Origin of the sequence: Streptomyces sp. L2 (assembly GCF_004124325.1) — a bacterium.
Classification (GTDB): domain Bacteria; phylum Actinomycetota; class Actinomycetes; order Streptomycetales; family Streptomycetaceae; genus Streptomyces.
This window is the reverse complement of record NZ_QBDT01000001.1, coordinates 2,730,991-2,754,691: the sequence shown is the minus strand read 5'-3', so window position 1 is coordinate 2,754,691 and position 23,701 is coordinate 2,730,991. Positions and strand designations below refer to the sequence as shown.

21 protein-coding genes are annotated in these 23,701 nt (G+C 70.6%); 8 read left to right on the top strand and 13 right to left on the bottom strand.

The window, feature by feature from the left end; genetic code table 11:
• Nucleotides 1–560 precede the first annotated feature (560 nt).
• Together DBP14_RS11700 and DBP14_RS11695 are read left to right on the top strand one after the other, a co-directional pair.
• The gene (locus tag DBP14_RS11700; protein WP_241741219.1) at nucleotides 561–5,249 is read left to right on the top strand and encodes an RICIN domain-containing protein; all 4,689 of its coding nucleotides are present in this window, start codon (nucleotides 561–563) and stop codon (nucleotides 5,247–5,249) included.
• Nucleotides 5,250–5,264: 15 nt separating this feature from the next.
• Entirely contained in the window at nucleotides 5,265–5,867 is a 603-nt protein-coding gene (locus DBP14_RS11695) for a hypothetical protein (RefSeq protein ID WP_129307174.1), read from the top strand.
• A gap of 96 nt (nucleotides 5,868–5,963) precedes the next feature.
• Here the strand turns inward: DBP14_RS11695 and DBP14_RS11690 are convergent, their stop codons facing one another.
• The gene (locus DBP14_RS11690; protein WP_129307173.1) at nucleotides 5,964–6,173 is read right to left on the bottom strand and encodes a DUF397 domain-containing protein; all 210 of its coding nucleotides are present in this window, start codon (nucleotides 6,171–6,173) and stop codon (nucleotides 5,964–5,966) included.
• Complete coding sequence (locus DBP14_RS11685; RefSeq protein WP_129307172.1) at nucleotides 6,152–7,000, bottom strand: helix-turn-helix transcriptional regulator; 849 nt, start codon at nucleotides 6,998–7,000, stop codon at nucleotides 6,152–6,154. Before DBP14_RS11685 ends, DBP14_RS11690 begins: the two co-directional genes overlap by 22 nt.
• Nucleotides 7,001–7,208: 208 nt before the next feature.
• Here DBP14_RS11685 and DBP14_RS11680 point away from each other — a divergent pair, with 208 nt between their 5' ends.
• A complete protein-coding gene (locus DBP14_RS11680) occupies nucleotides 7,209–7,448 on the top strand; it encodes a hypothetical protein (RefSeq protein WP_164992206.1) in 240 nt (79 codons plus the stop codon).
• A gap of 88 nt (nucleotides 7,449–7,536) precedes the next feature.
• On the opposite strand, the gene DBP14_RS11675 is transcribed toward DBP14_RS11680, so the two are convergent.
• The 3 genes from DBP14_RS11675 to deoC are packed head-to-tail and all read right to left on the bottom strand — an operon-like array spanning nucleotide 7,537 to nucleotide 10,845.
• Nucleotides 7,537–8,439, bottom strand: a complete 903-nt coding sequence (locus DBP14_RS11675; RefSeq protein WP_129307171.1) for an aldehyde dehydrogenase family protein — start codon at nucleotides 8,437–8,439, stop codon at nucleotides 7,537–7,539.
• Nucleotides 8,432–9,886 carry an aldehyde dehydrogenase family protein gene (locus DBP14_RS11670; protein ID WP_129307170.1) on the bottom strand — a complete coding sequence of 485 codons (1,455 nt, stop codon included), beginning with the start codon at nucleotides 9,884–9,886 and terminating at the stop codon, nucleotides 8,432–8,434. Before DBP14_RS11670 ends, DBP14_RS11675 begins: the two co-directional genes overlap by 8 nt.
• Before the next feature lie 5 nt (nucleotides 9,887–9,891).
• Nucleotides 9,892–10,845, bottom strand: coding sequence for a deoxyribose-phosphate aldolase (deoC, locus tag DBP14_RS11665; RefSeq protein ID WP_129311802.1), 954 nt, complete (start codon nucleotides 10,843–10,845; stop codon nucleotides 9,892–9,894).
• Between the two features lie 158 nt (nucleotides 10,846–11,003).
• Between deoC and DBP14_RS11660 the strand changes: the two genes are divergently transcribed.
• Both DBP14_RS11660 and DBP14_RS11655 read left to right on the top strand, forming a co-directional pair.
• Nucleotides 11,004–11,717 (top strand): PH domain-containing protein, encoded by a 714-nt coding sequence (locus DBP14_RS11660; protein ID WP_129307169.1) that lies wholly within the window; start codon nucleotides 11,004–11,006, stop codon nucleotides 11,715–11,717.
• A gap of 405 nt (nucleotides 11,718–12,122) precedes the next feature.
• Complete coding sequence (locus DBP14_RS11655; RefSeq protein WP_129307168.1) at nucleotides 12,123–13,316, top strand: MFS transporter; 1,194 nt, start codon at nucleotides 12,123–12,125, stop codon at nucleotides 13,314–13,316.
• A gap of 19 nt (nucleotides 13,317–13,335) precedes the next feature.
• Here the strand turns inward: DBP14_RS11655 and DBP14_RS11650 are convergent, their stop codons facing one another.
• From DBP14_RS11650 to DBP14_RS11635, 4 genes are all read right to left on the bottom strand, one after another.
• Nucleotides 13,336–14,982 (bottom strand): phospho-sugar mutase, encoded by a 1,647-nt coding sequence (locus DBP14_RS11650; protein ID WP_129307167.1) that lies wholly within the window; start codon nucleotides 14,980–14,982, stop codon nucleotides 13,336–13,338.
• Nucleotides 14,983–15,096: 114 nt separating this feature from the next.
• Nucleotides 15,097–15,933, bottom strand: a complete 837-nt coding sequence (locus DBP14_RS11645; RefSeq protein ID WP_129307166.1) for a purine-nucleoside phosphorylase — start codon at nucleotides 15,931–15,933, stop codon at nucleotides 15,097–15,099.
• Nucleotides 15,934–16,047: 114 nt separating this feature from the next.
• Entirely contained in the window at nucleotides 16,048–16,326 is a 279-nt protein-coding gene (locus DBP14_RS11640; protein ID WP_129307165.1) for a hypothetical protein, read from the bottom strand.
• 33 nt (nucleotides 16,327–16,359) lie between these two features.
• Entirely contained in the window at nucleotides 16,360–16,797 is a 438-nt protein-coding gene (locus DBP14_RS11635) for a gamma-glutamylcyclotransferase (protein WP_129307164.1), read from the bottom strand.
• A gap of 117 nt (nucleotides 16,798–16,914) precedes the next feature.
• Between DBP14_RS11635 and DBP14_RS11630 the strand changes: the two genes are divergently transcribed.
• Nucleotides 16,915–18,363, top strand: a complete 1,449-nt coding sequence (locus DBP14_RS11630; protein WP_129307163.1) for an NAD(P)H-quinone dehydrogenase — start codon at nucleotides 16,915–16,917, stop codon at nucleotides 18,361–18,363.
• Between the two features lie 175 nt (nucleotides 18,364–18,538).
• A complete protein-coding gene (locus tag DBP14_RS11625; RefSeq protein ID WP_129307162.1) occupies nucleotides 18,539–19,474 on the top strand; it encodes a DeoR/GlpR family DNA-binding transcription regulator in 936 nt (311 codons plus the stop codon).
• Nucleotides 19,475–19,747: 273 nt separating this feature from the next.
• On the opposite strand, the gene DBP14_RS11620 is transcribed toward DBP14_RS11625, so the two are convergent.
• Complete coding sequence (locus DBP14_RS11620) at nucleotides 19,748–21,520, bottom strand: biotin carboxylase N-terminal domain-containing protein (RefSeq protein WP_129307161.1); 1,773 nt, start codon at nucleotides 21,518–21,520, stop codon at nucleotides 19,748–19,750.
• 443 nt (nucleotides 21,521–21,963) lie between these two features.
• On the opposite strand from DBP14_RS11620, the gene DBP14_RS11615 reads away from it, so the two are divergent.
• Entirely contained in the window at nucleotides 21,964–22,578 is a 615-nt protein-coding gene (locus DBP14_RS11615) for a hypothetical protein (protein ID WP_241740872.1), read from the top strand.
• On the opposite strand, the gene DBP14_RS11610 is transcribed toward DBP14_RS11615, so the two are convergent.
• The 3 genes from DBP14_RS11610 to DBP14_RS11605 form a co-directional block, all read right to left on the bottom strand.
• Nucleotides 22,544–23,170, bottom strand: coding sequence for a nucleoside triphosphate pyrophosphatase (locus DBP14_RS11610; RefSeq protein WP_129307160.1), 627 nt, complete (start codon nucleotides 23,168–23,170; stop codon nucleotides 22,544–22,546). The two genes, DBP14_RS11615 and DBP14_RS11610, sit on opposite strands and share 35 nt — an antisense overlap.
• Before the next feature lie 42 nt (nucleotides 23,171–23,212).
• Entirely contained in the window at nucleotides 23,213–23,341 is a 129-nt protein-coding gene (locus tag DBP14_RS37285) for a hypothetical protein (RefSeq protein ID WP_099930981.1), read from the bottom strand.
• A 135-nt stretch (nucleotides 23,342–23,476) separates the two neighbouring features.
• Nucleotides 23,477–23,683, bottom strand: a complete 207-nt coding sequence (locus DBP14_RS11605; RefSeq protein WP_129307159.1) for an acyl-CoA carboxylase epsilon subunit — start codon at nucleotides 23,681–23,683, stop codon at nucleotides 23,477–23,479.
• Between the last annotated feature and the right edge of the window lie 18 nt (nucleotides 23,684–23,701).

Sequence of the window (23,701 nt, the reverse complement as noted above, 5' to 3'; positions counted from 1 at the left end):
TCACGCGCACGGTTCACGCCACCCCAGTATCGAACCTCTGTACGACCTTGCACTCTTTCGCCTAGGCTGTCACCGCACGTGATCAGGGCCTGACCAGTCCGTAGCCGCACGTGCGTCAGTCAGCGACCGGGGGAACGCCGTCGCTCACGGGGAGGGGTCGCTTCGTCATGCCGTCCTGCCGTCCTTGCCGTCTTTTCGGACGTCCGCATGCCGCGAGTCAGTCGAAGGCACTCGCATCTGAGGTCACCTCAGCGATCTGCTGAGGGCGTTTCAGGTCCGTCCGGCTGTACCTCTGCTCCTCGGCCGCACCGCCGGCCGCGCCCCCCATGACCGCAGGAAGGGTTGCTCTTTTGCGCCCCAGACCGTGGTTCCGCCTGCCCGCATCACGAAGATCACGAAAGTTCACGCCCGCCGTCACCTCGGTCGCCGCTCTGGCGGTTCTGGCCGGACTGGCGGTTCATCCTGGTGGCCTGCCGAGCCCGGTGACCGCTCCCTCGGCCGACTCCTACCCCTGGTACCAGGACACGAGCGCCGAGCAGTTGCGCCAGGACCAGTGCCTGATGTCCGACGTACTGCGCCTGGGCGGCCCGTCGATGGCCTCCACCGCGCAGAACGGCCTCGACCAGCCGGCCGACATGCTGCACGCCCTGGCCGACCGGGACAACTGGGCGAAGACGCCGCTCGCGACGGCGTATCAGGCCGACCGTGACGCGGCGGACAAGGAGATGGCCGGTCTGTCGGCGCTTCGGGATGGCTGGCAGAAGCCCCTGGCCGGCCTGGAGACACCCGCCGGGTTCACCGAGACCGGGTTCCACTCACCCCCTGATGGCGACAAGAGTTTCTACAACCAGACGGGCCTGTCCGCGTGGGTGGCCGACAGGTTCTGGCAGAGCGACGAGGACTTCTACCAGGACGAGACCCCGAGGGCCGGCACTAGCACCCTGACAGCCGTCGACGCGCTGGGCACCCCCCTCTACGGGAAGGATCCGGCCCCGGACGGCAAGACGACCGCGGAGTGGAACCGTGCCCTTGCCGAGCACAACGCGTTCGAGTGGATGCACGGCGGACCGGGCACGAAGGCGGGGGCTGACGACGCCCGCCTGTTCCTCTCCTCGGGCGGTTTCCCGCACGTGGCTCCCGCGCCGGGCACGCCGGAGTACCGCATAGCCGTGGAGGACGTGAAGTCCCGTTTCGCCGCATGCGGTTGGCGTGACCCGCTCGACCCGGACGGTGTGCTGGGCAACGTGACGGCGACCGCGGCCGAGGAGTGGCAGAAGGAGGTCGCCTCCCAGGCCACCCAGCGCGACGAGGTCCTGGACGCGAACAAGGACGCCGTCGGCGCGCTCGCCAAGGGGGCGAAGGCGCTCAGCACCATGCTGGGACACTCCTGGGTCGCCGACCACCTCACCCGCTGGCAGGACTACTGGAGCCCCGGTGGCCTCGGCTGGGTCGGCGACTCCCCGGCGGTCATCCAGGTCGTCGCCGCCAGGGGCAAGTGCCTGGACGTGCAGGGCTCGGGGAAGACCAACGGCACCCCCGTCCAGATCTACACCTGCAATGACACCAGTGCCCAGAGGTGGCAGGTCTTCGGCGACGACGGCGGCTACGCCCTGCGCAACATCAACGCGCAGAAGTGCCTGGACGTGAAGAGCAGCGACGACGCCAACGGCACCAAGATCCAGATCTGGACCTGCAACGGCTCGGCGGCCCAGCGGTGGAACTTCGACGCCCACGCCGCCAGTGAGCTGCGCAATGCCGCTACGGACAAGTGCCTGGACCTTAACTCGTTCGCCAACGGCAAGGACTCCTGGCTGTGGAGCTGCGACAACAGCGACGGGCAGAAGTTCCGGCTCGTCCCCAAGGGCCACCAAGGCGCCGACACCCTCTCGTACCCGTCGAAGGCGCAGTTCAGCAAGGCGAAGAAGGGCGTCACCGACGCCCGAACCGGAGCGAAGGCGCAACTCGCCGTCCTCAAGGCCCAGCTCACCGCCGCACAGAAGGCCGGCACCACCTCCGACCAGGCCATGCAGGCCGCGTACGACATCGCCGACGCCAACGGCGCTCCCCGGGGCCGCGGCCTGCTGGTCGGTCAGCAGAAAGCACAGGTGACCAAGGGAGCCGTGGCCGCGCTCGCGGCGATGGTGAAGGCCGGCGAGACGGCCGAGGCCGCCACCCGCGCCTCGGCCGCCGACAGCCAGACCGTCGCCGAGCGTGCGCTCGCCCAGGCGGCGCAGTCGAAGGCGGAGTTCCGCAAGGAGGCCGCGAAGACGGCCGAGTCGCAGGCCAAGGCCGCGGCGGACGCGGCGAAGGTGCACCGCGACAACGCGAAGAAGGACAAGGAGACCGCCGAGAGCAAGCTGACGGTCGCGGTCAAGGCGGAGGGCGACGCGAAGGCGGCCGCCGCCGACGCCCACGCCCGGCGCCTCGACGCCGAGGCCGAGGAGAAGACCGCCAAGGCGGCGAAGGAGACCGCCGCCGCGAAACAGGCGGAAGCCGCCACCGACAAGACGACGGCCCTGTCCGAGGCGACGAAGGCCAAGGACGCCAAGGACAAGGCGGAGGCCGCGGAGAAGACGGCCGGCTCCAAGCGCGACGACGCGGTCAAGGCCGCCGGCGACGCCAGGGACAAACGCGACGACGCCTGGGACGCCAAACAGAAGGCCAACGCCGCCCGCGCCAAGGCCGACGCCAAGGACGCCTACGCCGACTCACTGGACTCCGGCGACGCGGCCGACGCCGCCCGCACCGCCGCCAACGACGCCGACCAGCACGCCGACGACGCCGAAACCGCAGCGACCAAGGCCCAGTCCGCGGCCGACGCCGCCACCAAGGCGGCAGCCGACGCCGACGCCGCGGCCACCCGCGCCGAAGCAGCCGCCAAACGCGCCCGCTCCGACGCCGACGCCGCCCAGGCCGACAAACTCAAGGCCGACGCGGACGTGAAAACCGCGACCAGCGCCGCCGCCGACGCCATCAAAGCCTCCCAGGACGCCTCCTCCCAGGCAAAAACAGCCGTCAAACTCGCGAACGAGGCCGAAGGACACGCCAAGGACGCCAAAACCCAGGCGGACCAGGCGGACCAGGAAGCCGGCAACGCGGTCGCGGCCGCGGCGAAAGCCGTCGGCTACGCCCACGTCACCGCCCAGGCCGCCGTGGACGCCGGCACGTCGGCACAGCAAGTCGCCGCCCCGGCCAACGACGCCGTCCAGCTCGGCTCCCCCTACATCACCACCGACTCCGCCGCCGGCCTGGTCGTCCTCACCGGACAGGCATCCAAGACGATCGCCGAACAGCAGCAAGCCGTCGCCGACGCCCACGCCAAGAACGCCACGGCCGAGGCCGACGCCGCCAAGAACCTCGCCGACCAGGCGAAGGGAGACGCCAAGGAGGCCTACCAGCACGCGGCCAACGCCGCCCGATACGCCGCCGACGCCCTCACCTACTCCAAGGACGCCCTGACCTACGCGGCCGACGCCGCCACCGCGGCCTCCAAAGCAGCAGCCGCCCTGGCCCGCACCATCACCTACGACCAACAAGCCACCGACGACGCCGACGCAGCCGACAAGGCCGCCGGCAAGGCCGAGGGCTACGCCAAAGACGCCCGCGACTCCGCCGACACCGCCGAACTCGACGCCTCCGCCGCCCGCACCGCAGCAGCCCAGGCCCAACAGGACGCCAAGGACGCCCGCTCCGCAGCCGACCGAGCAGACACCGCCGCAACAGAGGCCGAACAGGCAGCCAAGGACGCGAACAAGTACGCCAAGGAAGCACAAGACGCCGCCGACAAGGCCGAGAAGGAGAAGGCCAACCAGCAGGTGCAGACCGGTGCCGCGACGGGAGTCGGTGGTGTGTTCTCCGTCATCGACGAGATCAAACAGGACGGCGACCCGGAACGCCTGCCCAACGAGTGTCACAACTTCAACTGCAACACGCTGGTGTTCATCGCACACTTCGACGCGGTGGTCAGCTACTACCTGTGCCTCAACCCGGACGTGCCCGCCACCGAGTCCGGGTGCCCGGCCGAGAACACGGTCTTCCTCAAGACGGTGACGGTCAAGGGCCTGAGCAAGAAGGTCAAGGTATCCGCCCTGGACGTGACTTTCGACGTCTGGAAGGGCATCGCAAAGTCGATCGAGGGTGACTTCACCGGCTGCTACCACAAGGTCACCGGTGACGGCGACGGCAGCCTCAGCGACTGCGCCTGGGCCGCCACCTGGCTTCCGCTCGGCGGTCCGCTCGGGAAGATCACCGAGGCGATCCGAAGCGTGGACGCCGCGATGCGGTCAGGGAAGGGGGTGGAAGACGCCCTGAAGGCCCTCAAGGCGCTGGACGTCGACGCGAAGACGCTGGCTGACATCGAACACCAGGCCGAGGTGTACGAAGAAGCGCGGACGGCATGCTCGGTGAACAGCTTCCCCGGCACCACCCAGGTGGTTCTCGCCAACGGTAGCCGGAAGACACTTCGTGACGTACGGATCGGTGATCTGCTATTGGCCATCGACCCGGCGACCGGACGCGCCCAGGGCGAACCGGTCACCCGGACGTTCCACCACACCACCGTGGACCTGGTCGATATCGTCCTCACCGGCGGCGGACACCTCACCAGCACACCCGGCCACCGGTTCTACGTCACCGACCATGGCTGGACCCTGGCCTCCGACCTGCGGCGCGGAGACGCCTTGCCCGGTCCGGACGGAACCGTCCGCACGGTGGCCGCACTGTACGACCGGCATGAAGCGGCACCTCGGACGGTCTATGACCTGACCGTCTCCGAGCTGCACACCTTCTACGCGGTCGCCGGCAGCAGCCCGGTCCTGGTCCACAACTGCGACAATCTGGCGCTGGACGAGACCCAGTTCCGCGACGCGCACACCCTCGCGGAGCACGTGCGACCGAATGAGCAGGAGGCGAAGGCTCTGGCCGCGAGGAAGACGCGAGAGTCGGGTAGGCCAACGGCGAACAGTGTGTGGCTCGACGAAGCGACGGCACAGAAGGTCCTCGACTTTGCTCTGGAGAAGAATGCCAGCAGGATCAGCACGTGGATGCGGAGGCAGGGCGGCTCGGTCGAGTTGAAGTTGAGCGGCACCTTCGGCTCTGAGGGCACTTCCCTGGGCAAGGTCTACTGGGGGGACCGGCCTACTGTGGACGCCGGTAACGGGTTCTTCCTCAAGCTGGTGAAGGCGCCCAGGCGGGATGGGATGCCCAAGCACCCTCGCGGCTACTACGTGCAGACCTTCTATCCGAAGTGACGGAGGTGATATGCAGTGCAGCGGTTCACGGAGTTTGACTTCGGTGTCTCGTGGGTGATGACTTTCTTCCACGAGGACTGGTGCTTCGACGGGCCTACGGCCTCTGACGTGGTTGCCAAATGGCTTGCCTACCCGGACGCCGAATATGTCCTGGCCGTCCGACGCGATGCTCAGACGCTCCTGGACGGCCTTCCGACGAAGACGCTGGAGGTGCTGTGGGAGGCCGGGACGGACTATCTGCCGCCTTTCGCGTTGATCTCGGGAGCACAGTGGACCCAGACAGTCGTTGACCTGTGTGACGCGCGACTGTCGTCGACAACAGATGTGCGTCCGTTCACCGGCGTGGACGCGAACGACGGAGCGGCCTGCCTCGACGCAGTGGTGGCCGAGATCCAGCAGGTACGGTCGCTGGAGACCGAGGTGACTGCGGCGCTTGTCGACTGCGCGCGCCGCTGTACTCCGGACTTGGCTCTACGGCTGCTGCTGAGGGTGATCACTGCGGTCCCCGGGGTGTCTCTCTCCTCGGATCAGTATGCCAGGCTGGAGTCCATCGGTTCTGCGCTTCAGTACGGCGAGTTCGTCGTGGACTCCGTCGAGTACCTCGTCAAGGACGAGTGAGCGGTAGGGGAGCAGCGGCGGGCTAGGCGGCTTGCCGACCGCCTTGTTCCGAACGGGCCCCGGGACGACCTCCGGGGCCCGTTCTCGTCGTACGACTTACAGATTGCCGTCTGTGACACCGTTGACGAACGGGCGCCAAGCGGCGGTGCCGAGCAGGAGGACGGGGCCGGTCGGGTTCTTGCTGTCTCGGACGGGGATCGTGCCGGGGACGGCGTCACAGACCTCGACGCAGGCGTCTCCCTGCTCGCCCCCGCTGTAGGAGGACCTGCGCCAGCATGCGGTGTTCAGCTCCGGGGTGACTCGCATGGCTCGTATGACTCCAACACTGCTTGGATCAACGCTGCGGACTCCCGAGGCGAGAGAGCGCATGCCTTCATATAATCGAAGTCTCCCATACGCCGAGTGACAGTCTCGCGGTCGTCGAAGATCTCTCCGTACCCAGCACCCTCGTGGTACACGGTGGTGGAGTTGTCTGGGAGCGTGAGCAGGATGAGCGCGCCGCTTGTCAGGGAACATGCGCCCAACGCGAACGGAGCTACCTGGATTGTGGTGCGGCGGGTGTTAACCAGGGGCAGCAAGGCTGCGAGCTGCTCGCGCATCACCAACGGGCCGCCCACAGCAAGCCGAAGGGTTGCCTCGCCGAGAACCCACCAGCAGTCCGGTGAGCCACCTCCGCGCAAGACTTCCTGGCGGCCCATGCGAGCTGCGACCAGACCATCGATCTCCTTGGGTGACCTTCCTCGCTCACCTTCTTCGAATAGTGCTCGCATATAGGCCGGTGTCTGGAGCAGCCCAGGGATGACGCTCGCACCGAACTCCTGAATCCGTGCCGCCCGTGCCTCCAACTCCAGGCAATGGTCGAACCGCCTTGGCGAGTGCTCCCGCTTCACCGTTCCCCACAGCCCCTGGAACAACTCGCCCGTGCCGAATGCCACGTCCAGCTTCTCCGAGATCGGGGGCAAGGGGAGCCGTTCCCCAGTCTCCACCCCGTGCAGGTGGGTCTTGCTGTAGTTGACGATGTCCGACAGGCGGTCCAGGGAGAGGCCGGCGAGCTGGCGTTGGCGGTGGAGTTCGACGCCGTAGAGCTCGCGGGCCGAGCGGGCGGGGTTGAGGTCGCGGGCGGGTTGGGTCATGGGGTCCCCCTGGTCGTTCCGCGTCCCTGAGGGGACGTCATCTGCCGTTCACGGTAGTCGCGTTCGGTGACAGTTTGGCTGCGAACGGTGAAAGAGGGCAGGTGGCGGGCGTTCCGGATTCGCGTGCGGAACGGCTTCACCCTGTTCTGGGGTGGTTGTGGACCGGGACGCTGAACGGCGAGAGAGAGTCATCGCCCAGGAGGCATAGTTGAGTCGCCCCACCATTTCCGGCCGCCTTCCCGTCGGTTCGCCCGCCTACGACACCCGGCGCGCCCGGCGCGGGATCGTCATGGATCACCTCGACGGGTATGTCTGGCTGCGGCCGCCCGCCGGGGGTGTCGAGTGGACGGCGTTGCCCGGTGACGTCGAGCCGGAGGGCGGAGAGGGGGCGGTGGTTCGGGCGCGGGTCGCCAAGGCCAATGCGCGCAGTCGGGGTGAGGTGCTCTGACGGAGAGAGCCGCGCTTCCCCCGGACGGAGGGGAACCGCGGCTCTCGTCTGTGTGGCGGCTTGGCGCCCAGGGATTACGAGGCGAGTGTCAGTACGCGGAGCCTGACGCGCCCAGGGAACCCGTGGGGTGCCAGACCGTCTTCGTTTCCAGGAAGGCCGTCATGCGGTCGATGCCGGGGGTCGCCGACCAGTCGTCCACAGGCTGTGGACGCAGGACGCGCTTGAGGTTGTCGGCCGCGGAGATCTCCAGCTCCTTGGCCAGCACCTCGTCCGCGCCCGCGAGGTCGATCGCGTTGACGTCCTGGTGGGCGGCCAACGGGGTCGCGATCTCCGCCGTACGGCCGGACAGGACGTTGACCACGCCGCCCGGGACGTCGGACGTGGCCAGGACCTCGCCGAGGGAGAGAGCGGGGAGCGGGGACTTCTCGGAGGCGATGACGATCGCCGTGTTGCCGGTGGCGATCACGGGGGCGAGGACCGAGACCAGGCCCAGGAAGGAGGACTCCTGGGGAGCCAGGACGGCTACGACACCCGTCGGCTCCGGGGAGGAGAGGTTGAAGTACGGGCCCGCGACCGGGTTGCCGCCGCCCACCACCTGGGCGATCTTGTCGGTCCAGCCGGCGTACCAGACCCAGCGGTCGATGGTGGCGTCCACCAGGGCGGCAGCCTTGGACTTGGACAGGCCCTCGGCGTCGGCGACCTCGCGGGTGAACTGCTCGCGGCGGCCCTCCAGCATCTCGGCGACGCGGTAGAGGACCTGGCCCCTGTTGTACGCCGTCGCGCCCGACCAGCCGCCGAACGCCTTGCGTGCGGCGACGACCGCGTCCCGGGCGTCCTTGCGGGAGGAGAGCGGCGCGTTGGCCAGCCACTTGCCCTTTGCGTCGGTCACCTCGTACACCCGGCCGCTCTCGGAACGCGGGAACTTCCCGCCGACGTACAGCTTGTAGGTCTTGAAGACGCTGAGTCGCTGCTGCTCGGACTTGTCAGACATCGAGGTACGCCTCCAGGCCGTGGCGGCCGCCCTCGCGGCCGAAGCCCGACTCCTTGTAACCGCCGAACGGCGAGGTCGGGTCGAACTTGTTGAACGTGTTGGACCAGACGACGCCGGCGCGCAGCTTGTTCGCGACGGCGAGGATGCGCGAGCCCTTCTCGGTCCAGATGCCCGCCGACAGTCCGTACGGGGTGTTGTTGGCCTTGGCGACGGCCTCGTCGGGGGTGCGGAAGGTCAGCACCGACAGCACCGGGCCGAAGATCTCGTCCCGGGCGATGGTGTGCGCCTGGGTGACGTTCGTGAAGAGGGTGGGAGCGAACCAGTAACCCGAGGAGGGCAGTTCGCAGGCGGGAGACCAGCGTTCGGCGCCCTCCGCCTCGCCCCGCTCGACGAGCGAGGTGATCCGGGTCAGCTGCTCCTCGGAGTTGATCGCGCCGATGTCGGTGTTCTTGTCCAGCGGGTCGCCGAGGCGCAGCGTGGACAGGCGCCGCTTCAGGGAGTCCAGCAGCTCGTCCTGGACCGACTCCTGGACCAGGAGGCGGGAGCCGGCGCAGCAGACCTGGCCCTGGTTGAAGAAGATGCCGTTCACGATGCCCTCGACGGCCTGGTCGATCGGGGCGTCGTCGAAGACGATGTTGGCGCCCTTGCCGCCCAGTTCGAGCGTGAGCTTCTTCCGGGTGCCCGCCACCGTGCGGGCGATCTCCTTGCCGACGGCCGTGGAGCCGGTGAAGGCGACCTTGTTCACGTCCGGGTGCCCGACGAGCGCGGCGCCCGCGTCGCCGTAGCCCGGCAGGATGTTGACGACACCCTTGGGCAGGCCCGCCTGGCGGCAGATGTCCGCGAAGAACAGGGCGGAGAGCGGGGTCGTCTCGGCGGGCTTCAGGACCACCGTGTTGCCGGTCGCCAGCGCCGGGGCGATCTTCCACGCCAGCATGAGCAGCGGGAAGTTCCACGGGATGACCTGGCCGGCCACGCCCAGGGGGCGCGGGTCCGGGCCGAATCCGGCGTGGCCGAGCTTGTCCGCCCAGCCCGCGTAGTAGAAGAAGTGGGCGGCGACCAGGGGGAGGTCCGCGTCCCGCGTCTCCTTGATCGGCTTGCCGTTGTCCAGCGTCTCCAGGACCGCCAGCTCGCGGCTGCGCTCCTGGACGATCCGGGCGATGCGGAACAGGTACTTGGCGCGCTCGGAGCCGGGCAGCGCGGACCACTTCTCGAAGGCCTTGCGGGCCGCCTTCACGGCACGGTCCACGTCCTCGGCGTCGGCCTGCGCGACCTCCGACAGCACCTCCTCGGTGCTGGGGGAGACGGTCTTGAAGACCTTGCCGCCGGCCGCCTCCACGAACTCGCCGTCGATGAACAGGCCGTAGGAGGGGGCGATGTCGACGATCGAGCGGGACTCGGGCGCCGGTGCGTACTCGAACGCGGATGAAGGTACGGATGCGGGTGCCATGGTGATCAGTCCACCGTCACGTAGTCGGGGCCGGAGTAGCGGCCGGTGGCCAGCTTCTGACGCTGCATCAGCAGGTCGTTCAGGAGCGAGGAGGCGCCGAAGCGGAACCAGTGGTTGTCCAGCCAGTCGCCGCCGGCGGTCTCGTTGACCAGGACCAGGAATTTGACGGCGTCCTTGGAGGTGCGGATGCCGCCGGCGGGCTTCACGCCCACCTGGACGCCGGTCTGAGCGCGGAAGTCCCGCACGGCCTCCAGCATCAGGAGCGTGTTCGCGGGGGTCGCGTTGACGGCGACCTTGCCGGTGGACGTCTTGATGAAGTCCGCCCCGGCCAGCATGCCGAGCCAGGACGCGCGGCGGATGTTGTCGTACGTCGACAGCTCACCGGTCTCGAAGATGACCTTCAGGCGAGCGCTCGCCCCGCAGGCCTCCTTCACGGCGACGATCTCGTCGTACACCTTCAGGTACCGGCCGGACAGGAACGCGCCCCGGTCGATGACCATGTCGACCTCGTCGGCGCCCGCCGCGACGGCGTCGCGCACGTCGGCCAGCTTTACGTCGAGGGCGGCACGGCCGGCCGGGAACGCGGTGGCGACGGAGGCGACCTTGACGCCCGAGCCGGCGACGGCCTCCTTGGCGACGGCCACCATGTCGGGATAGACGCAGACCGCGGCCGTCGCCGGGGCCGTACGGTCCGTCGGGTCGGGGCGGACCGCCTTGGCGCCGAGCGCCCGGACCTTGCCCGGGGTGTCCGCGCCTTCCAGCGTCGTCAGGTCGACCATCGAGATGGCGAGGTCGATGGCGTACGCCTTCGCGGTGGTCTTGATGGATCGGGTGCCGAGGGACGCGGCGCGCGCCTCCAGGCCGACCGCGTCGACGCCGGGCAGCCCGTGGAGGAAGCGGCGCAGCGTGCTGTCGGACGCGGTGACGTCAGCAAGTGCGTGGGGTGCGGTGGTGGGCATGGTCACCAGACGAGCATATCTACGCGCGTAGCGGATGTATAGCCCCGGGGGCTTCTTCGGGCCGCTTTGCCGCTCATCCTCCGGCCGGAGATCACGGATGAGCGGCGGATACGGGGCTCGGCGGAACGTTGTCGGTGGCGTCGGGCACAATCGGGACCATGACGACCCCGGACCACCCGACCCCCACGCCACAGCCTCCGGTGCCCGCGGCCAAGGACCGGATCTACCGCTCGCCCATGGCCCTGGTGGCGGGTGTGCTGCTGCTCGTGATCGTCGGCTGGCTCGGCTTCGACGCGCTGTTCCGCGGCCACGGCCGGACGCAGTGGCTGGCGCTCGCCGGGATGATCCTGCTCTTCCCGCTGATCATCGCCTTCACGCTGCGCCCGGCGGTCTTCGCCGGAGACGACCGGCTGCGGATCCGCAACCCGTTCCGGGTGATCAGCGTGCCCTGGGGTGAGATCGCCACCCTGCGATCGAGCTTCTCCAACGAGGTCGTCGCGAAGTCCGGCACCAAGTACCAGCTCTGGGCCATCCCGGTCTCGCTGCGCGCCCGCAAGAAGGTCGAGCGGCGCCAGGCCCGCGCGGCCTCGGACGCGGCCCGTGGCGGCCGGTCCCAGCGGGTCAGACCCGTCGGCATGAACCTCGGCGGCATCGGAGGGCTCGGCGGTTTCGGCGGCGGCGCTGACGCGGACGCCGGCAGCCCGGCCCGCGCCGACATGGACCAGGCCATGGCCGACCTCCGCGAGATCCACGAGCGCCGCGGGGAGGCGGAGGCGGCCCAGGGCGAGATCAGCGTGCGCTGGGCTTACGAGGTGGCGGGGCCCGCGCTGGCCGGAGCGGTGGTGCTGGCGATTCTGCTGGCCAGGGGCTGAGTGGCTGCGGCTGTGGCTCGGCTTCGGTTGTGTGTCGGCCGCGGGCCCGTTGGGGCTGGTCGCGCAGTTCCCCGCGCCCCTTTTGGGGCGCCTCCGCCGGTCGGTGTGGGTGAGTGCGGGCTGGTTGTGGCTGGTCGCGCAGTTCCCCGCGCCCCTTTTTGGGGCGCCTCTGTCGGTCGGTGTGGGTGAGGGTGGGCTCGTTGTGCTGGTCGCGCCCTCGCGGTGGAGGCGTGTATCGAGACAGTGCCGCGCCCCTTCAAAACGCTCCGGATCGCGCGCCCTCCTGCGCCGGGCGGGCCGCGGTTAGAGTGCGTCCTTCGGTGAGCGTGGAGGGGGAGCGGCGTGGCGGGCGGTGGTGCGGACGTCGGGGTCGTCGAGGGAGCGGGGGCGGTGCATGGTGGGCCCTTGCGGAACGCCGGGTTCCGGCGGTTCGTCGGGGCCAATCTGATCTCGGCCACCGGTTCCGCCATGGCTCCGCTCGCGCTGGCCTACTCCGTCATCGACGCGGGCGGCGGGGCCGGTTCGCTGGGGCTCGTGCTGGCCACGAACACCGTGCCGACGATCGTGTTCCTGCTGGCCGGCGGCCTGCTCGCGGACCGGCTCTCCCGTAGCCGGATGCTGTTCCTCGGCAATCTGCTGGCGGCCCTCGCGCAGGGCGCCCTCGCGGTCACCGTCGCCACCGGGCACGCGACCACGGCCTCGATCGCCGTCTGCGGCTTCCTCTCGGGGACGGCCACGTCCCTGACCGTGCCGGCCGCACAGGGCGCCGTCGCCCAGATCGTGCCCGCCGAACAGCTCCAGCGGGCCAACGCGCTGCTGCGGCTGCCCGGCAACGCGGTGAAGGTGCTGGGGCCGGTCGCCGGGGGCGTGGTGGTCGCCGCGAGCGGCCCGGCCTGGGCGCTGGCCTGGGACGCGCTGACGTTCGCCGTGGCGGCCGTACTGCTGCTCGGGCTGCGGCTGGCCGCCCCGGTCGCCGTCGGCGGCGTGGCGGCGGATCTGCGGGCCGGGTGGACCGGGTTCTGGTCGCGCACCTGGCTGTGGACCTACACGGCCGCCGGGACCGTGCTCGTCGCCGCGTGGCTGGCCGGGTTCCAGCTCCTCGGGCCGCTCGTCGCCGCCCGGGAGTACGCCGGGGCGCGGGACTGGGGGCTGATCCAGGCCGGATTCGCCGCGGGGCTGCTGGCCGGGACGCTGGTGTGCCTGCGCTGGAAGCCGTACCGGCTGCTCACCGTCGCGGTCGTGACGAGCGGAGGGCTCGCTCTGCCGCTGGCCGCCATGGGGGCCGGACTTCCCTTGGCCGTCGTGCTGGTGGCGGTCCTGCTCGCCGGGATCGGGCTCGACATCGCGATCGTCGCCTGGACCACCGCCTTCCAGCAGCACGTCCCGCAGCACGAGCAGGGGCGCATGAGCGCGTTCAACGGCGTGGGGGAGCGGCTCGCCATCCCCCTCGGCTACCTGGTCACCGCGCTCGCCGCGCACAGCTGGGCCGACGAGACCGTGCTGCTGGCCTGCGCCGGACTCGTCGCGGCGGCCGTGGTCCTCAACCTGTGCGTGCCGGACGTGTACCGCGTCAACCGGCTGGAACAGCAGGCGGGTTGACGCGGTACACAGACACTTCTCAGATGCCGGCCGCCGCCGACAGGTCGCGCTTGACCGCGTCGAGCAGCTCGGTGGCCCGGGCGCGGGCTGCCGGAAGGCCGTCGTGGTCGCCGACCGGGACGACGACCTCCAGGTAGCACTTCAGCTTGGGCTCGGTGCCGCTGGGGCGGACGACGACGCGGGCGCCGTCGAGGGTGTAGCGCAGGCCGTCCGTGGGCGGCAGGGTGTCGGTGCCCCGGGCCAGGTCCTCGGCCCGGGTGATGGCCAGGCCCGCCAGCTCGGTCGGCGGGTGCTCGCGCAGCCGGCGCATGGCGTCCGCGATCACGGAGAGGTCCTCGACGCGGACCGAGAGCTGGTCCGTGGCGTGCAGTCCGTGCTCCACGGCCAGGTCGTCCAGCAGGTCCAGGAGGGTGCGGCCCTCCTCCTTGAGCACCGACGCCAGCTCGGTGATCAGCAGCGCGGCGGTGATGCCGTCCTTGTCGCGCACGCCCTCCGGGTCGACGCAGTAGCCGAGGGCCTCCTCGTAGCCGTAGCGCAGGCCGTCGACGCGGGCGATCCACTTGAAGCCGGTCAGGGTCTCCTCGTACGGCAGTCCCGCCTTCTGGGCGATACGGCCGAGGAGGGAGGAGGAGACGATCGACTCCGCGAAGGTGCCGGTGGCCCCGCCGCGGACCAGGTGGGCGGCGAGGAGGGCGCCGACCTCGTCGCCGCGCAGCATCCGCCAGTCGCCGCCGTCCTGGACGGCGACGGCGCAGCGGTCGGCGTCCGGGTCGTTGGCGACGACCAGGTCCGGGCCGGTGGCGCGGGCGGCGGCGAACGCGAGGTCCATCGCGCCCGGCTCCTCCGGGTTGGGGAAGGAGACCGTCGGGAAGTCCGGGTCCGGCTCCGCCTGCTCGGCGACCAGCACCGGTTCGGGGAAGCCCGCGCGGGCGAACGCGGCGAGGAGGGTGTCCTTGCCGACGCCGTGCATGGCCGTGTAGACGGTGCGGGCGGTGCGCGGGGAGCTGGCGGTCAGTACGGCGTCCGTACGGGCCAGGTATGCGTCCAGGACCGCGTCGTCCAGGGTGTCCCAGCCGGCGTCGGGGCGGGGTACGTCGTGCAGCGAGGCGATCGCGTCGATCTCGGCGGCGATGCCCGTGTCGGCGGGCGGCACGATCTGGGAGCCGTCACCGAGGTACACCTTGTAGCCGTTGTCGCGGGGCGGGTTGTGGCTGGCGGTGACCTCCACGCCCGCGACCGCGCCGAGGTGCCTTATGGCGAAGGCGAGGACGGGGGTGGGGAGCGGGCGGGGGAGTACGGCGGCACGCAGGCCGGCGCCGGTCATCACGGCGGCGGTGTCGCGGGCGAAGTCGGCGGACTTGTGGCGGGCGTCGTAGCCGATGACGACGAGGCCGGCGTCGTCGCCCCCGTGCGGGGTGCCATTCTTCTTCAGGTACGCGGCGAGGCCGGCGGCGGCGCGGATGACGACGGTGCGGTTCATGCGCATCGGGCCGGCGCCGAGTTCGCCGCGCAGGCCCGCGGTGCCGAACTGCAGGGTTCCGCCGAAGCGGACCGACAGTTCCTTGGTGTCGCCGGCGTCGATCAGCCGGGCCAGTTCGTCGCGGGTCTCCTGGTCGGGGTCCTCGGCGAGCCAGGATGCGGCCCGGGCGATGAGATCGTCGTGCACGTCGTGGTCAACCTCTCCGTGTTTGCGTGGTCCACCGGGGGCTCCGCCCCTGGGCCCCCTCGTTTCTCGCCCGCCCACCCGACTCGCTCGGGTCGAGAGGCGGGCCCACGGGGGCTACAGCTTGCCCAGTACCTCGGTCAGCAGGGCGCCCATGCGGGCCGCCGAGTCGCGGCCGGCCTGGAGGACCTCCTCGTGGTTGAGGGGCTCACCCGTCATGCCGGCGGCGAGGTTGGTGACGAGGGAGATGCCCAGCACCTCGGCGCCCGCCTCGCGCGCGGCGATGGCCTCCAGGACGGTGGACATGCCGACCAGGTCCGCGCCGATCACGCGGGCCATGCGGATCTCGGCCGGGGTCTCGTAGTGCGGGCCGGGGAACTGCGCGTAGACGCCCTCCTCCAGGGAGGGGTCGATCTCCTTGCACAGGGCGCGCAGCCGCGGCGAGTACAGGTCGGTGAGGTCGACGAAGTTGGCGCCGACGATCGGGGAGGTCGCCGTGAGGTTGATGTGGTCGCTGATCAGGACCGGCTGGCCGGGGCGCATGCCCTCGCGCAGACCGCCGCAGCCGTTGGTGAGCACGATGGTCTTGCAGCCGGCGGCGACGGCCGTACGGACGCCGTGCGCGACGGCGGCCACGCCACGGCCCTCGTAGTAGTGCGTGCGGCCCAAGAAGACCAGCGCGCGCTTGGCACCGGTGGAGTACGAGCGGACCCGGCCGCCGTGCCCCTCGACCGCCGGCGGCGGGAAGCCGGGCAGCTCGGTGACCTGGAACTCGGCGTCGGGGGCGCCGAGGGCGTCGACGGCCGGGGCCCAGCCGGAGCCCATCACGAGGGTGACGTCATGGGTCTCGGCGCCGGTGAGTTCGCGCAGGCGCGCGGCGGCGGCGTCGGCGGCGGCCCGGGGGTCCTGGGGGGCGGCGCCCTGGATGTCGTCCGGAAGAAGAGATGCGTTCACGCGACGAGCGTAGCCGCTCTTCGCCTACGCGCGTAGATGACAGAGCGCACGGGATGGCGATCGTTGTCTTGTTGTTTCCGACGAGGGGACGCTTCCCGGCGCCTTCCCGCCTGTTCAGACGTCCGGGACGAGGACGTCCGCGTCGTCGAACACCTCGACCGTGACGATGAGCACGCGGCGCGGACTGACCACGTACTCGACCAGGATGTCGCGGGTGAGCCGTAGCAGGCGGGTGCCGGACGTGGCGCCGACGGCGCGGGAGACGCGCGGGAAGGGATCGCGGGCCAGCGCGGCGATGCCCCGGTCGAAGACCGGACGCCGCCGGTCGTCCAGGCGGTCGCGTGCCGCCGCCGCTCGTTCCACGTAGCAGACCTCGTAGGCCGGAGTCGTCACCCGGCGAAGTCTGCCGGACCGCGGTGACAGGACCTAGCAGGGGCGTTTCCGTAGTTCCATCACATAGTCGTAGGGGGCGCCGGCGGACTCCGCCGCGTCCGCGACCTCGCCCAGGTAGCGGGCCGAGGGGAGGCCGCCCTCGTAGCCGTTGAGGACGTACGTCCAGGCCTGCTCCTCGCCGTCCAGGGTGTGGACGCGGATCCGGGTGCGCCGGTACACGCCGAGGCCGACGCCGTCCCAGCGGTCCAGGGACTCCTCGTCCGGCGGGGCGATGTCGTACAGCGCGACGAAGACCTGCGAGAGCGGGTCCTCGACCAGCGTCGCCAGCGCGCCCTCCCAGCCCAGCTGCTCGCCCCCGAAGGTCAGCCGCCAGCTGTTCAGCCAGCCGGTGGCGCGCAGCGGGGAGTGCGGGGCGCGGCGGGACATCAGGCGCGCGTCGAGGTTGCCGGCGTACGCGGCATAGAGCGACATGCACAGAGGGTACGGCAGGGCACCGGAGCACAAACGTGCGTCACTCCGGTCCCGTGCGCCCCTGCCGTGCGCACCCCGCACGCCCCCGGGCAGTAGCACCTTGAGGCGTGCGGGACAATGGGGTACGTGACTCGGATCGTGATCATCGGTGGCGGACCCGGCGGATACGAGGCGGCCCTGGTGGCCGCCCAGCTCGGCGCGGAGGTGACCGTCGTCGACTGCGACGGTCTGGGCGGGGCGTCGGTGCTGACCGACTGCGTGCCGTCGAAGACCCTTATCGCTACGGCCGAGGTGATGACCACCTTCGACTCCTCCTACGAGGAGCTGGGCATCATCGTCGCCGACGACACCCCGCCGCTGGAGCAGGCGGCCCGCGTGGTCGGCGTGGACCTGGGAAAGGTCAACCGCCGTGTGAAGCGCCTGGCGCTCGCCCAGTCCCACGACATCACCGCCTCCGTGACCCGGGCCGGCGCGCGCGTGATGCGCGGCCGCGGCCGGCTCGACGGCATGCAGGCCCTCGACGGGTCCCGGAAGGTCGTCGTCACCGCCGCCGACGGCACCGAGGAGACCCTCGTCGCGGACGCCGTCATCATCGCCACCGGCGGCCACCCGCGAGAGGTGCCCGACGCCCAGCCCGACGGCGAGCGCATCCTCAACTGGACCCAGGTCTACGACCTCACCGAGCTGCCCGAAGAGCTGATCGTGGTCGGCTCCGGTGTGACCGGCGCCGAGTTCGCCGGCGCCTACCAGGCCCTGGGCTCGAAGGTCACCCTCGTCTCCTCCCGCGACCGGGTGCTCCCCGGCGAGGACCCGGACGCCGCCGCCGTCCTGGAGGACGTCTTCCGGCGCCGCGGTATGAACGTGATGTCCCGCTCCCGCGCGCAGTCCGCCAAGCGCGTCGGCGACCGGGTGGAGGTCACGCTGGCCGACGGCCGGGTCATCACCGGCTCGCACTGCCTGATGGCCGTCGGCGCCATTCCCAACAGCGCCGGGCTCGGCCTGGAGGAGGCCGGCGTCAGGTTGCGCGAGTCCGGTCACATCTGGACCGACAAGGTCTCGCGCACGACCGCCCCCGGCGTCTACGCGGCTGGTGACGTGACCGGCGTTTTCGCCCTCGCCTCGGTGGCCGCCATGCAGGGCCGCATCGCCGTCTACCACTTCCTCGGCGACGCGGTGGCCCCGCTCAACCTCAAGACCGTCTCCTCCAACGTCTTCACCGACCCCGAGATCGCCACCGTCGGCTACAGCCAGGCCGACGTCGACGCCGGCAAGATCGACGCCCGCGTCGTCAAGCTGCCGCTCCTGCGCAACCCGCGCGCCAAGATGCAGGGCATCCGGGACGGCTTCGTGAAGATCTTCTGCCGCCCGGGCACCGGGATCGTGGTCGGCGGTGTGGTCGTGGCGCCGCGCGCCTCGGAACTCATCCATCCCATCTCGATCGCCGTCGACAACAATCTGACGGTCGAACAGATCGCGAACGCCTTCACCGTGTACCCGTCCCTTTCGGGCTCGATCGCGGAAGTGGCACGGCAGTTGCACACCCGCAAGGCCACCGGCGAGGGCTGACGGCCCGTCCGGCCTCCGGCACGTTCCCGCTGGTCACGGGGAGTTGTCGAGCATGCGTACGGCATAGTCGGGGCGGGTAGGCCCTATACCACCTCCCGCCCTACCATGCGAACAACTTCTGTTATTCGGCGCAAACTGCTGAAAGCAGACGGTCGTTGGGGTTACTGTCAGTTTCGTGTTCGCTGCAGAACGTCGCCAATTGATCCTCGAAATGGTGCGAGCGAACGGGGCCGTGTCGCTCCGTGAACTCGCCCGCGTCGTCCAGACCTCCGAAGTGACCGTACGGCGGGACGTGCGCGCGCTGGAGGCAGAAGGACTCCTCGACCGCCGGCACGGCGGTGCGGTACTGCCGGGCGGGTTCACGCGAGAGTCCGGCTTTCCGCAGAAGTCCCATCTCGCGACCGCCGAGAAGACGGCCATCGCCGATCTCGCCGCGAGCCTCGTCGAAGAGGGCGAGGCCATCGTGGTCGGGGCGGGCACCACCACGCAGGAGCTGGCCCGCCGGCTCGCACGGGTGCCCGGGCTGACGGTCGTCACCAACTCCCTGCTGGTCGCCCAGGCGCTCGCCCATGCCAACCGGGTCGAGGTCGTGATGACCGGCGGCACGCTGCGGGGCTCCAACTACGCCCTCGTCGGCTCCGGCGCCGAGCAGTCCCTCCATGGACTCCGGGTGTCCAAGGCCTTCCTGTCCGGCAGCGGGCTCACCGCCGAGCGCGGGCTCTCCACGTCCAACATGCTGTCGGCGTCCGTCGACCGGGCGCTGGTGCAGGCCGCCGCGGAGGTGGTGGTGCTCGCCGACCACACCAAGCTGGGCGCCGACACGATGTTCCAGACCGTGCCCACGGATGTCATCAACCGGCTGGTGACCGATGAGCCGCCGGCGCATGACGATCGGGCGGGTACGGAGTTGCAGGCGCTGGCGGATCAGGGCGTGCAGGTCGCTGTCGCTGGGACTGGGGCTGGGAGTGAGGGTGCGTCTGCCGGGCGGCAGAGGGCGCCTTTGCCGGGGCCTCGGCGGGGGGTGCCTGGCGCCGGCGGCGGGCTTCGGGGGGTGCTGGAGCCGTCCGGCGGGGGTGAGCGGGGGAGGGTTGCCGATCTTCGGCGGCGGTGAGGTTGCCTAGGCGCCGTGGGGGTTCGGTTCGTTCGCGGGTGCGGGTGCGTTGTGGTTGATCGCGCAGTTCCCCGCGCCCCTGGGTGGGTGTCCCTGAGCGGTGTTGACAAGGCGCCCCTGTATACGCGGACGCCCGGTGCTTGTCGCGCCCGCGTGGCGGAGCCGCATATTGGTACAGCCCCGCGCCCCTGAGCGGCGTTGACAAGGCGCCCTCGGAAACGCTGACGCCCGGTGGACTTCTGGGTCCACCGGGCGTCTTCTCGGCGCTTGAGGTCAGTCCTTGATTTCGCAGATGGGGGCGCCTGAGGTGATGGAGGCGCCTACCTCTGCGGTGAGGCCCTTGATGGTGCCGGCCTTGTGGGCGTTGAGGGGCTGTTCCATCTTCATGGCTTCGAGGACGACGACGAGGTCGCCTTCCTTGACCTCCTGGCCCTCCTCGACGGCGATCTTGACGATCGTGCCCTGCATCGGGGAGGCGAGGGTGTCGCCGGAGGCCACGGGGCCGGACTTCTTGGCCGCGCGGCGCTTGGGCTTGGCGCCGGCCGCCAGGCCCGTGCGGGCCAGGCTCATGCCGAGCGAGGACGGCAGCGAGACCTCCAGGCGCTTGCCGCCGACCTCGACGACGACCGTCTCGCGGGCCGAGTCCTCGTCCGCCTCGGCGTCGGCCGGAGCGGCGAACGGCTTGATCTCGTTGACGAACTCCGTCTCGATCCAGCGGGTGTGGACCTTGAAGGGCTCGGTGGAGCCGGTCAGTTCGGGGCCGAACGCCGGGTCCCGGACCACCACGCGGTGGAACGGGATGGCCGTGGCCATGCCCTCGACCTGGAACTCGTCCAGCGCGCGGGCGGCCCGCTCCAGGGCCTCCTTGCGGGTACGGCCCGTCACGATCAGCTTGGCGAGCAGCGAGTCCCACGCCGGGCCGATGACCGAACCGGACTCCACACCCGCGTCCAGGCGGACGCCGGGGCCGGTCGGCGCGTCGAACCGGGTGACGGTACCGGGGGCCGGGAGGAAGTTACGGCCCGGGTCCTCACCGTTGATGCGGAACTCGAACGAGTGACCGCGCAGCGGCGGGTCGTCGTAGCCCAGCTCCTCGCCGTCGGCGATGCGGAACATCTCGCGCACCAGGTCGACGCCCGCGACCTCCTCGGTCACCGGGTGCTCCACCTGGAGGCGGGTGTTCACCTCCAGGAAGGAGATCGTGCCGTCCTGGCCCACCAGGAACTCGCACGTGCCAGCGCCCTCGTAGCCGGCCTCCTTCAGGATCGCCTTCGAGGCGCGGTACAGCTCGGCGACCTGCTCCTCGGAGAGGAACGGCGCCGGGGCCTCCTCCACCAGCTTCTGGTGGCGGCGCTGCAGCGAGCAGTCACGGGTGGAGACCACGACCACGTTGCCGTGCTTGTCCGCCAGGCACTGGGTCTCCACGTGGCGGGGGCGGTCCAGGTAGCGCTCGACGAAGCACTCGCCGCGGCCGAACGCGGCGACCGCCTCACGGACCGCGGAGTCGTACAGCTCCGGAACCTCTTCCAGGGTCCGGGCGACCTTCAGGCCGCGGCCGCCGCCACCGAAGGCGGCCTTGATGGCGATCGGCAGGCCGTGCTCCTCAGCGAAGGCCACGACCTCGTCGGCACCCGACACCGGGTCGGGGGTGCCGGCCACCAGCGGGGCGCCGGCCCGCTGTGCGATGTGGCGGGCGGCGACCTTGTCACCCAGGTCGCGGATGGCGTGCGGCGGCGGGCCGATCCAGTTCAGACCCGCGTCGAGGACCGCCTGGGCGAACTCGGCGTTCTCCGACAGGAAGCCGTAGCCCGGGTGGATGGCGTCCGCACCCGACTCGCGCGCCGCGTTCAGGATCTTGTCGATCACGAGGTAGCTGGTCGCCGGGGTGTCACCACCCAGGGCGAACGCCTCATCCGCGGCGCGGACATGCAGAGCGTCCCTGTCCGGGTCGGCGTAGACGGCCACGCTCGCGATCCCGGCATCCCGACAGGCCCGGGCCACGCGGACAGCGATTTCGCCACGGTTGGCGATGAGCACCTTGCGCACGATTGAGGCTCCCTCCTTGAAACAAGCCGAGTTTAGGGACTGCCGACACGACACATCGACCCGTCCCCAATGGTGAGCTTGCCCACACGGAGCGTTATTCGAGGCTCGCTCGACCCGCGAAAGCCCTTGTCGCACCGAGGTGCGCAGGACTCCTGCGGGCAACCCTAGCGCCGTCGTGTGGTCAAGGTCTCTGTGAAGGCGTGCCGCGGCCCACTTCGTTTCTTTGTCGAGTCCCTACGAATGGCCCAATGATTCTTTGCCACCGACCGGACCCTTGTCCCAGGGTTTACCCGTTAGTAGCGTTCGGTCTGCCGAGTCAGGCGCTGCGGCCCGAAGGGCCTCCTTGAGGGGTGGTGGTCGGGCGACGGGCGGGCGTACTTCGGGTAACAGCGGTCACAGCAGCCCTGTTGGGGGCTTCGGCACGGCGAAAGTGGGTGGGACCGGTGGTGCGCAGACCGGTGGCGTGGGTCGTGGCGGTCGTACTCCTCGCCGAGGCGTTCGGCGTCGCCTGGCTGAACTGGTTCCTCGGCATCGTCGTCGACCGGCAGGAGATGTCCCTGGCCGGACTCGACCCCGACGTCATGTCGACGTCCTCGAAGATCGGCGGCCTGGTCTTCGGCCTGTACTTCGTGCTGTGCGCGGTGGTGGCCGTCCTCGTCGCCGTCCGCGACCGCGCCCCGGCCGGGCTCGGCCGCGTCCTGCTGATCAGCGTCGCCGTGGTGCACGCCCTGCTCGGCGCCTTCGTCTGGGCCATGGTGAGCTTCTCGGCGTTCCTGTTCATGATGGTCGTGTTCGCGCTCGTGGTCCTGCTCCTGATGACGTACGACCGTGCGCCCGGTCCCGAGCAGGATGCCTCCGGCGGGAGCGCCGGGCAGGGCGGCGCCCCTGTGGCTGAGAACGAGCCGGGCGCGGATGCGGCGGCGGGCGCGGGGCCGAGTCTGGAGAAGGGTGCCGGGTCCCGGAGCGGCGGTGTGCCGCCCCAGGACGGGGACGAGCCCCAGGACTCCGTGCCCGGTCAGCGGCTCAGCGCGGCGGTGCCGGTGCCCACAAGTCGGTGATCCCGACGCCCAGTTCGGCCAGCAGCCGCCGTACGAGAGGCAGGCTGATGCCGATCACATTGCCGTGGTCGCCCTCGATGCCCTCGATGAACGGCGCCGAGCGGCCGTCGAGGGTGAACGCCCCGGCGACGTGGAGGGGCTCGCCCGAGGCGACGTAGGCGGCGATCTCGTCGTCGGTGGGGCTGCCGAAGCTGACCACCGTGGACGCCGTCGCCGATACGTACCGGCCGGCCGTGGTGTCCCAGACGCAGTGGCCCGTCTGGAGGACCCCGGCCCGGCCCCGCATCGCCTTCCAGCGGGCGGTCGCCTCCTCGGCGTCGGCCGGCTTGCCCAGCGCCTGCCCGTCCAGCTCCAGCACCGAGTCGCAGCCGATCACCAGGGCGCCGTTCACCTCCGGCTTCGCCGCCACGACCGATGCCTTCGCCTCGGCCAGGGCGAGGGCCAGCTCGGCGGGGGTGGGCGCGGTGACGGCCTCCTCGTCCACCCCGCTCACGATGACCTCGGGCGCGAGGCCCGCCTGGCGCAGGAGGCCGAGGCGGGCGGGGGACTGGGAGGCGAGGATCAGGCGCCTGCGGGACGGCGTGGGAGTCATGCGGTCAGGTTAGTCACGCGACGCGGCCCAGATCATCCCGATTCACCTCAGGCCGATCACGATCATGGCCAGGATCATCGCGAGGGCCATGAGGAGGCCGAGCCGCCGCAACATCTCCTGCATGTCGCGGAGTTCTTTGGGGGGCTCGTTCTCGGGGTCTGACCACAGCATGGCACCAGCGTGCGGCTTGACCGGTGGGGGTGCCTGAGTATCGGTACTCAGATTGGGGCGCGGGGTTGCTCCTCTGTGCGCTCACGCGGCGGAGCCGCATATCGATACAGCCTCGCGCCCCTGACGTGGCTCGGCTCAGCTTGGCCAGTACGTGCGGGGCCAGGATGCTGGGCCTGGGGTGGGGATGTGTGTCGTGGCGATGCGGGCTGGGTCCGACCAGGCTGCGCTCGCGCCCCGCGCGCCGGACGGCTGTTGTGCCGTCGCGGCGCGGGCGTGGACTACCGCCAGAGCGGCGGCCAGCTCCTCCGCTGTGGGGTTGCCTCGTACGACCTTGATGTTCATGTCGGCTCCGGGGTCCGG

Excerpts from the sequence above, each read along its gene's own strand:
- DBP14_RS11610 (WP_129307160.1), bottom strand. The coding sequence starts at position 23,170 with ATGACTCCCACGCCGTCCCGCAGGCGCCTGATCCTCGCCTCCCAGTCC.
- DBP14_RS11700 (WP_241741219.1), top strand. The coding sequence starts at position 561 with ATGTCCGACGTACTGCGCCTGGGCGGCCCGTCGATGGCCTCCACCGCG.
- DBP14_RS11630 (WP_129307163.1), top strand. The coding sequence starts at position 16,915 with ATGGGGTACGTGACTCGGATCGTGATCATCGGTGGCGGACCCGGCGGA.
- DBP14_RS11685 (WP_129307172.1), bottom strand. The coding sequence starts at position 7,000 with ATGACCCAACCCGCCCGCGACCTCAACCCCGCCCGCTCGGCCCGCGAG.
- DBP14_RS11670 (WP_129307170.1), bottom strand. The coding sequence starts at position 9,886 with ATGGCACCCGCATCCGTACCTTCATCCGCGTTCGAGTACGCACCGGCG.
- DBP14_RS11675 (WP_129307171.1), bottom strand. The coding sequence starts at position 8,439 with ATGTCTGACAAGTCCGAGCAGCAGCGACTCAGCGTCTTCAAGACCTAC.
- DBP14_RS11605 (WP_129307159.1), bottom strand. The coding sequence starts at position 23,683 with ATGAACATCAAGGTCGTACGAGGCAACCCCACAGCGGAGGAGCTGGCC.
- DBP14_RS11660 (WP_129307169.1), top strand. The coding sequence starts at position 11,004 with ATGACGACCCCGGACCACCCGACCCCCACGCCACAGCCTCCGGTGCCC.
- DBP14_RS11690 (WP_129307173.1), bottom strand. The coding sequence starts at position 6,173 with ATGCGAGTCACCCCGGAGCTGAACACCGCATGCTGGCGCAGGTCCTCC.
- deoC (WP_129311802.1), bottom strand. The coding sequence starts at position 10,845 with ATGCCCACCACCGCACCCCACGCACTTGCTGACGTCACCGCGTCCGAC.
- DBP14_RS37285 (WP_099930981.1), bottom strand. The coding sequence starts at position 23,341 with ATGCTGTGGTCAGACCCCGAGAACGAGCCCCCCAAAGAACTCCGCGAC.
- DBP14_RS11635 (WP_129307164.1), bottom strand. The coding sequence starts at position 16,797 with ATGTCGCTCTATGCCGCGTACGCCGGCAACCTCGACGCGCGCCTGATG.